An 8,205-nucleotide genomic window follows, 5' to 3' on the forward strand; every position below is an offset into this window, starting at 1 on the left:
CCAAACCAGCCATTCACACCAAAAACCAGCACATACACTAAACCCACAATGACAGGTGAAACGGAAAAAGGCAGATCGATAAAAGTAATCAGCAACTGCTTGCCTTTGAATTCAAACTTGGCAATCGCCCAGGCGGCCGCTACACCAAACACCAGGTTTAATGGCACTGCAATCAACGCCGTTATCAAGGTCAATCTGACTGCTGATAAAGCATCCGCATCAGTTAATGCCAGCCAGTAAACACCCGCACCTTTGCGTAATGCCTCTGCAAATACGGCGACCAGGGGCAATACTAAAAACAAGCCAAAAAAAATCAGCGCGATACTAATAATGCTGAATTTGATCCACTTCGATTCCCGCGTTGCTACATTTTTTTCAAATTTTGTCTGGGAAACCCAGGCAGAATGCTTGGAAATGTTATCCACTATTATTGTATGGCTCATTTATCCCTTCCTGTTCGTTTGCCAGCCCAAGATTGCAGGCCGTTAATGACTAGCAACATCACAAATGACACGACCAGCATCACCGCTGCAATCGCCGTGGCACCGGCATAGTCGTATTGTTCCAGTTTGGTAATAATCATCAGCGGCGTGATTTCCGAAACCATCGGGATATTGCCAGCGATGAAAATAACCGAGCCATATTCACCGACCGCACGGGCAAATGCCAGAGCGAACCCTGTCATTAGCGCAGGCAGTAGAATAGGCATCAGCACATAACGAAAAATCTGCCAGCGATTCGCGCCCAGGCTCGAGGCAGCCTCTTCCAGTTCAGTTTCCAGATCCTGCAATACCGGCTGTACCGTCCGAACCACAAACGGCAAACCAATAAACACCAATGCCACCAAAACGCCCAATGGCGCGAAGGCGACTTTTATGCCCAGATAGCCTTGGATAAACTGACCTAACCAGCCATTCGGTGCATATAAAGCGGTTAATGCAATACCGGCAACCGCCGTAGGTAAGGCAAAAGGCAAATCGACCAACGCATCGACAATCTTCTTCCCCGGAAACGAGTAACGAACTAATACCCATGCCAGCATCAGACCAAACACAGTATTAATGGCAGCTGCCGCTAATGACGCACCGAATGAAAGTTTGTAAGAAGCAACGACCCGTGGCGCAGTGACAATCGCCCAAAATTCTGCCCAGGTTAATTGGCTGGTAAAAATAAATACGGCACTTAATGGAATCAGCACAATCAGCGACAGGTAAACCAGGGTGAATCCCATCGACAAACCGAAACCGGGTAAAACAGAAAATGATTTTATTGAGGCCATCAGTCATTTCCTTCATCACGGTTTAACGCACCGCTGGCAAGGATCTGAGTGGCCTGTTTCATGGGGTTGCGTAACATGTCTATTCCTTCTCAAAACGATGTTCGCAAAGTGTAGAGAGGCTTTTTTATGCTGAGAAATAACAAAATATGCAAAGCTTATGCATAGCACTGGATTAGATTTTTTAATTTTAATTTACAATAACTTAGATAAAACAATCGCTTTTTTATCAGTTAAAAAAGTTAATGTTTTGTCTTTAAATATCTCTTTTAGCAACTAAAACAATTTTTGCTGCGCTTTGGCTATTGGTTTTAGATAATAAAAAGCCAGTAGTCCGATAAGAACTACTGGCTGATATCACAAATGCAATAGCTATTTATAGCTAGATTAGATCACTTTAACTTTGTAAAACGTAAGTAAGGTCGCACGGCTTCATATCCCTGAGGGAAACGACTAGCAAGTTCTGCTTCATCTTGCAGAGATAGCACAATCACCACCCGGTCGCCCGGCAGCCAATTACCTGGCGTCGCTACTTTTTCATTATCGGTTAACTGCAGCGAATCAATTACTCGCAACACTTCATTAAAATTCCGTCCGGTACTGGCAGGATAGGTAATGATTAACCTGACCTTTTTCTGTGGATCGATGATAAATAATGATCGTACCGTGAGAGTCGCACTGGCATTGGGGTGAATCATGTCGTAAAGCTCAGATACTTTTCGATCGGCATCGGCCAATATTGGAAAGTTCACCGTGGTATTTTGCGTATCGTTGATATCGTCGATCCATTGGTGATGCTTATCCACTGGATCAACCGATAACGCCAACGCCTTGACATTTCTCGAGTCAAACTCGGCTTTTAACTTGGAGGTCAAACCAAGTTCTGTTGTACACACTGGGGTAAAATCGGCTGGGTGTGAAAATAACACGCCCCAGCTGTTTCCTAACCAATGATGAAAATGAATACGCCCTTCTGTTGAATCTTGTTCAAAGTCAGGGGCTTCATCACCCAATCGAATTGACATGTTAATTCTCCATTATCCAAGCCTGCATATCAGGCGTATTGTAAAAATGCACTTTGCTGCGTTGTTAAACCGATTGTTGAATATGTTTTAGGTATAAGACGTTTACGAGAGCTGTTCCAGCTACTTAATTGAAAGACCTCATCACCAGGTAAGGGTTCAATAGCTTCCAGCATGGCTGAAACAAAGTCTTTAATTAACGGCCATTCGCCATAACCGGACTCACTATTTATATGTCCGGCGTTTCCTGCATTGTAAAAGGCCAATCCCCAATCGCGACTCAGTTGATCAGCCTGAACAACTGACATCCATGGGTCATTTTTACTGGCCACTAGTACTCCTAAGGTATTTAGACGTTGGTCAGGTAATGCGCCAGCTATGGTTTGTAAATTCTGTTGGTTTTCGGTGATCGGTCCATAAAGCGAAAAGCGCTGTGGTGCGGCTGGAGCGACTAAAATAACACCTGCCACTTTCTCGGGACGCCAGGAAGCAATCAATGCACTCACCAGGCAACCAAAACTGTGAGCGACTAAAATCACTTGCCCCGGCATAGTATCAAGCTGTTTCTCAAGCGCTTCTGCCCAGGGATAAATTCGTGGTGATTTCCAGTTCACACCCGTCAGCCGTTCGCTGTCAGGAAATTGTTGCTCCAGCCATGTCTGCCAGTGATTTTCATCACTGCCATGGTACCCTGGCACAGTTAAGATTTTGGTTTTCATTGATCTTCTCCTCGGCTTTGTTTTTATATTTTGCTAAAACTTGCCAGAGCAACTTCAGTGGATTTAAACAAAGCAATGACTTCAAACCCTGGCTTTAGACCCAGGTCATCAATAGAACTCGTTGTCACCACCGAGGTAATCACACCCGCACCGGTATCCACTTCAACTTCACTGACCACATCACCGCGTTTTATTCGCTTGATAATGCCTTTAAATTGATTTCGACTGTTTATCGCTTTAATTGTCATGATAATTTCCTTTACTTTTTAAGGTCCGGCCTGAACCATTTCAGGCCGGATTTACTGATTTTATTATTGAACAGAATAGATACTGTCAAACACACCGCCATCGTTAAAATGAGTCTTTTGGGCGTTTTGCCAACCCCCAAATGCTTCATCAATTGTGAAGATTTTCACTTGTGGAAAGCGAGCAATATCCTGCGGATCAGCATGCTCTGGAGAAAAGGGGCGGTAATAATGTTTGGCTGCCAAAGCCTGGCCGACCGGTGAATACAAATACTCCAGATAGCCCTTAGCCACTTGTTGTGTTCCGTTTTTTTCAGCATTACCATCGACAACTGTCACTGGTGGCTCTGCCAAAATTGAAACCGAGGGAACAATGATTTCAAACTGATCTTTGCCCAATTCGTTTATCGCTAGAAATGCTTCGTTCTCCCAGGAAATAAACACATCACCAATTCCACGCTGCACAAAGGTGTTAGTTGAACCACGTGCTCCAGAGTCCAAAACGGGGACGTTTTTATAGATTTTGCTGACAAACTCTTCGGCTTTTTCTGCACTGCCATACTTTTGTTCAGCAAAGCCCCATGCCGCCAGATAGTTCCAACGTGCGCCACCTGATGTTTTCGGGTTAGGTGTGATAACTTCCACGCCCTCTTTGACCAAGTCATCCCAATCTTTGATGTTTTTCGGGTTGCCAGAACGCACCAGAAAAACGATGGTAGAAGTATACGGCGCACTATTATTTTCGAGACGTGACTGCCAATCCGCTGGAATTTTGCCGGTTCTTTCGGCAATGGCATCAATGTCATAGGCTAATGCCAAGGTAACAACATCGGCTTCCAGGCCATCAATAACGGCCCGCGCCTGTTTGCCTGCACCACCATGAGATTGTTGTATCTTAACGTTGTCACCGGTTTTTTCTTTCCAATACTTAGCAAAAATTGGGTTGTACTCTTGATACAGCTCACGAGTCGGATCATAAGAAACATTGAGGATTTCAATATCCTTTGCCAGTGTGTTTGCCGAAAATATTGCCAGGCTCAATGCCAAAGGCAGGGTTTTCAATACTGTTTTAAATTTCATTTTTTTCTCCAAAAAGTTACGTGATTAAGATTTAAGTTTTAAAAGTCGACCTGGGCCCGTACGGCAAAAATATCGCCATCGAGATCATCATTGGCATTGCCTGGGCGATCTACGTCCAGTACCTTGACGTAGTTGGCGGCAAACCGAATATTGTCAGTTGCATACCAGTTGACACCTAAAGTGGCATTGTCCAGTTCTCCACCTGTTAACGTGTCATCATTTAAATCCAGCGTACTGTAGCGAGCAGCGACCTCCCAGGCTCCGTAGCCGCCTTTGCCCACTGGCGATTTAGGTTTAGTGCGATCAAAGATGCCATTTTTGTAAGCACGTGATTCGCCGGTCAGGAAATAACTGGCGTAGGCGTACCAGCCATCAAAATCCAGGTCAGACGCACCATCTCGTTTCAGCTTGGTTTGAATGAATTCACTTTGTACGGAAAAAGGTCCATAAACAGTGGCAAACTCAAGCCCATAAGACTGTGAATCATCAACCCCGGCAATATTGCCGGTATCCACTAAACGGGCACCATCCAGGCGTACTTCAGGCCGCTCGCGAAAACGAACACTGCCATCAGTATCCTGTGCCCAGTTCTGACGTGCCGCCAAACCAAGGTGAATAAAGCCGTTGTCGGTTTTAACCGGTGTCGCGGTCAGACGACCAATCAGATTCCAGCCTTCATCTGAATCATTATTGGAGTTATCTTCACTTTCTTCTGCCGGACCGCCAAACCCACCCACGGCAAACGTCCAGTTATCGCTTGCGGTATCAAAACCGACACCGATACGCCTGTCAGGGGTAAACACATGGTTGAGGCCGCGTTCGAGGAAAGTACTATTGAGGCTGCTGGTCAGATGCTCAAGGCCAAATGGCGCCTTGAACTGACCAACGGTGATATTGCCAATATTGAGCCCGGTATATTTGAAGTAGGCATCTCTGACACCGCGTGTTGAACTACTGCCATTGGGACGGGCAAAGTCGTATTGAAAGCGATAGTCCCAATCTTTGTAGACGGTACCACGTAAATCGACAAACAAACGTCGAAAATCAGTACCATCACCACTTGGGATTTCACTATCATAAAAAGCAGCATCAGCTTGGATACGGCCACCAATTTGTGCATTGAAATCACCATCAGCCGACTCAAATGACAGACTTCGTCCATTAGTTTTGGTGATTACTGCATTTTTAGTTACTGCTTTAGTAGCTTGAATATCTTCTTGTTGTTGGTTAAGTTGTACATTTTGCTGCTCAAGTTTTTCCAGCAGCAAATTCACTTGCTGTTCGAGCTTTTCGATGCGCGCATCGGCATCATTATCAGCCGCCTGTGCCGCTAACGGCGAGATGCTTATCAATCCGGCCAGCAGCAAATGCTGTGTTAAAGGTTTAAGTTTGAATGACACTGTCTATCTCCTGTTTTTGTGAAGTGCAGGCAGATAGTAGAAAGACAGGGTTATAAAGCGAACCAAGTAAAAAAGGATTGTTTATTCATTATCTTGTTAAGCAAGTAAAATTGAGCATTCAGCTATGATTTTATCTGTTAAAAAAAACAGTGCAGATACTTTTTCAGCAAGCTTTTCAGCTTCGGTGAATTTGATTGGGCGCTAGCAAATAAAAAATGCAGATGATTTTTCTCCTTTCATACAAGTGGATAATGACCTTTAAGTTTTGTTTCCAACTAAGCAGTGCCATTTTCCATATAGCTTTTAAATATATGTATATTCCCTCTTATTAATTCCACTTATTTATAAACCTGTCATTATTAGCACTTTGAAAAATAGCTTGAGGTAGAAAATGGGTTGGCAAGGCTGGTTTACCATAGCCGTTACTTTATCGGTCTTACTGGTGCTGACATTTAGCCGAGTGAGACCTCATATCGCCATGATAACGGCGATGACAGTGTTGTTAGCCACCGGTATTCTCAATGGTCCACAGGCATTGGCAGGATTCAGTAATGCAGGTTTGATTACGGTTGCCGCCATGTTTATTGTTGCCGCCGGTTTGCATGCTTCAGGGGGCGTGGATATTTTTGTGAAATCCTTGTTAGGCTCGCCAAAATCTATTCGTGGCTCTTATCTGAGAATGTTTACCCCGGTCGTTTTTCTCAGTGCATTTTTAAATAACACGCCTGTGGTTGCCACCATGGTTCCGGGTCTGCTCGCCTGGTGTAAACGGATAAACATCAATCCATCAAAACTCATGATTCCTTTGAGTTATACGGCTATTCTGGGCGGAACACTCACGTTAATTGGAACCAGTACCAATTTGGTCTTAAACGGTCAGTATCAATCGTTAACCGGTGAAGCCGGTTTCTCTATTTTTTCGATCACGATTATAGGGTTGCCTGTCGCTATCTGCGGCTTGATTTTTATGTGGTTGTTTTTTCCTAAATGGTTGCCGGATATTGGAAAAAGTCATGCATTCGAAAATGTACGGGAGTTCACCCTGGAAGTGATGGTCGAGGCCAATGGGCCATTGGTTGGGCAAAGTATTCAACAAGCGGGCTTACGTGAACAGAAAAGTGTTTATCTGGTGGAAATTGAACGTAATGGAACAGTATTAACGGCGGTCACACCTGAACAGCGTCTGCAAGGTGGTGATCGTCTGGTATTTGCCGGAGATACTCAGGGCATTACTGATTTGTTGCGGATTAGAGGTATTGTCGCCTCAACCTCTGATGCAGAAAGCACAGTCCTTTCTGCAGATCGTCCTGAACGTAGTCTGGTAGAAGCTGTTGTTTCACCGCACTGTGCGGCTATTGGCGAAACCATTCGTGAAGCAAAATTCCGTCAACGATATGGTGCTGTCATTATGGCTGTCGCCAGAAATGGTGAACGTATCGTGGGCAATTTGAGCAATATTGTTTTAAAAGCGGGTGACTCGCTATTATTGGAAGCCAGACCCGCTTTTGTCAGCCGACAACGTTACAACAAAGACTTTTTATTGATTAATGATTTGGGTAAAGAATCACCCAATCACGATAAAGCGGTTCTTGCCTGGGTGATTTTGATAGGCTTGGTGGCTGCTGCAGGATTCGGTTTTATTGATATGCTCCACGCCTCGTTGATCGGTGCAACACTAATGATATTAACGGGTTGTTGCTCCGTTAGTCAGGCGGAACGCAGTCTGGATTTAACGGTTATTTTAACCATTGCTGCATCGTTTGCTTTGGGTGTGGCATTACAACAGACCGGCGTCGCAGACTATTTGGCTACAGGCATTGTTTCGGTCAGTCAGAATCAACCCTGGTTGATGTTGATAATGACTTATATTGCCGTTTCAGTGCTGACCGAGTTGATCACCAATAATGCAGCGGCCGTGTTAATGTTACCCATCGTGCTTGAGCTTACTGAAAAGGCAGGATTGCATAATGAGCCATTTGTTTTTGCCATAATGATGGCGGCCTCAGCTAGTTTTGCAACGCCGTTGGGTTACCAAACCAATTTGATGGTATACGGTCCGGGCGGCTATCATTTCCGTGACTTTTTAAAAGTGGGTATACCAATGAATTTATTTATTGGTGCAGTAACGCTTGCAGTAATAATGCTGATCTGGCCACTGAACTGACATTATGCAGATGGTTAACGTACAAATTCAGCTTGCTTGTCAGATAGATATTCCGGACCTTGTTTCGCTATTAAACCACTGTGCCAGAGATATGCATCAGCAAGGTATGTCGCATTGGCTGAATGTTTATGATGAGCAATCCGTCAAACAAAATCTGCTGCAAAAAACAGTCTATGTTCTCAAACAAAAATCACAGCTCATTGGTTGTGTGGCATTGGGCGTTCAACCAGCCAGTTATTACACTGACTGCTGGCCACAGGCACCTGATGCTGATTTTTATCTCACCCAACTGGCAATCC

General features: G+C 44.6%; 7 protein-coding genes and 2 pseudogenes. 2 read left to right on the forward strand and 7 right to left on the reverse strand.

Annotation, left to right across the window (positions count from 1 at the left end; genetic code table 11):
* The 7 genes and pseudogenes from B3O33_RS13490 to B3O33_RS13520 form a co-directional block, all read right to left on the reverse strand.
* Nucleotides 1-443 (reverse strand): annotated as a pseudogene (locus B3O33_RS13490) (sulfate ABC transporter permease subunit CysW); the annotation flags it as partial.
* On the reverse strand, nt 440-1,279 hold the full coding sequence (cysT, locus tag B3O33_RS13495) for a sulfate ABC transporter permease subunit CysT (RefSeq protein ID WP_292359816.1): 840 nt from the start codon (nt 1,277-1,279) through the stop codon (nt 440-442). The gene cysT and the pseudogene B3O33_RS13490, both read right to left, overlap by 4 nt.
* A 389-nt stretch (nt 1,280-1,668) precedes the next feature.
* Nucleotides 1,669-2,301, reverse strand: a complete 633-nt coding sequence (locus B3O33_RS13500) for a peroxiredoxin (protein ID WP_292359818.1) — start codon at nt 2,299-2,301, stop codon at nt 1,669-1,671.
* Between the two features lie 29 nt (nt 2,302-2,330).
* Complete coding sequence (locus tag B3O33_RS13505; RefSeq protein WP_292359820.1) at nt 2,331-3,017, reverse strand: RBBP9/YdeN family alpha/beta hydrolase; 687 nt, start codon at nt 3,015-3,017, stop codon at nt 2,331-2,333.
* Between the two features lie 23 nt (nt 3,018-3,040).
* Nucleotides 3,041-3,265, reverse strand: coding sequence for a TOBE domain-containing protein (locus B3O33_RS13510; protein WP_292359822.1), 225 nt, complete (start codon nt 3,263-3,265; stop codon nt 3,041-3,043).
* Nucleotides 3,266-3,328: 63 nt separating this feature from the next.
* The gene (locus tag B3O33_RS13515; protein ID WP_292359824.1) at nt 3,329-4,342 is read right to left on the reverse strand and encodes a sulfate ABC transporter substrate-binding protein; all 1,014 of its coding nucleotides are present in this window, start codon (nt 4,340-4,342) and stop codon (nt 3,329-3,331) included.
* A 38-nt stretch (nt 4,343-4,380) separates the two neighbouring features.
* Entirely contained in the window at nt 4,381-5,742 is a 1,362-nt protein-coding gene (locus B3O33_RS13520; protein WP_292359826.1) for an OprO/OprP family phosphate-selective porin, read from the reverse strand.
* Nucleotides 5,743-6,133: 391 nt separating this feature from the next.
* Here B3O33_RS13520 and B3O33_RS13525 point away from each other — a divergent pair, with 391 nt between their 5' ends.
* Nucleotides 6,134-7,906, forward strand: a complete 1,773-nt coding sequence (locus B3O33_RS13525; protein WP_292359828.1) for an SLC13 family permease — start codon at nt 6,134-6,136, stop codon at nt 7,904-7,906.
* A gap of 10 nt (nt 7,907-7,916) precedes the next feature.
* Nucleotides 7,917-8,205: pseudogene (locus B3O33_RS13530) on the forward strand (N-acetyltransferase); the annotation flags it as partial.

This window comes from Methylophaga sp. UBA1464 (genome assembly GCF_002325665.1).
Lineage (GTDB): Bacteria > Pseudomonadota > Gammaproteobacteria > Nitrosococcales > Methylophagaceae > Methylophaga.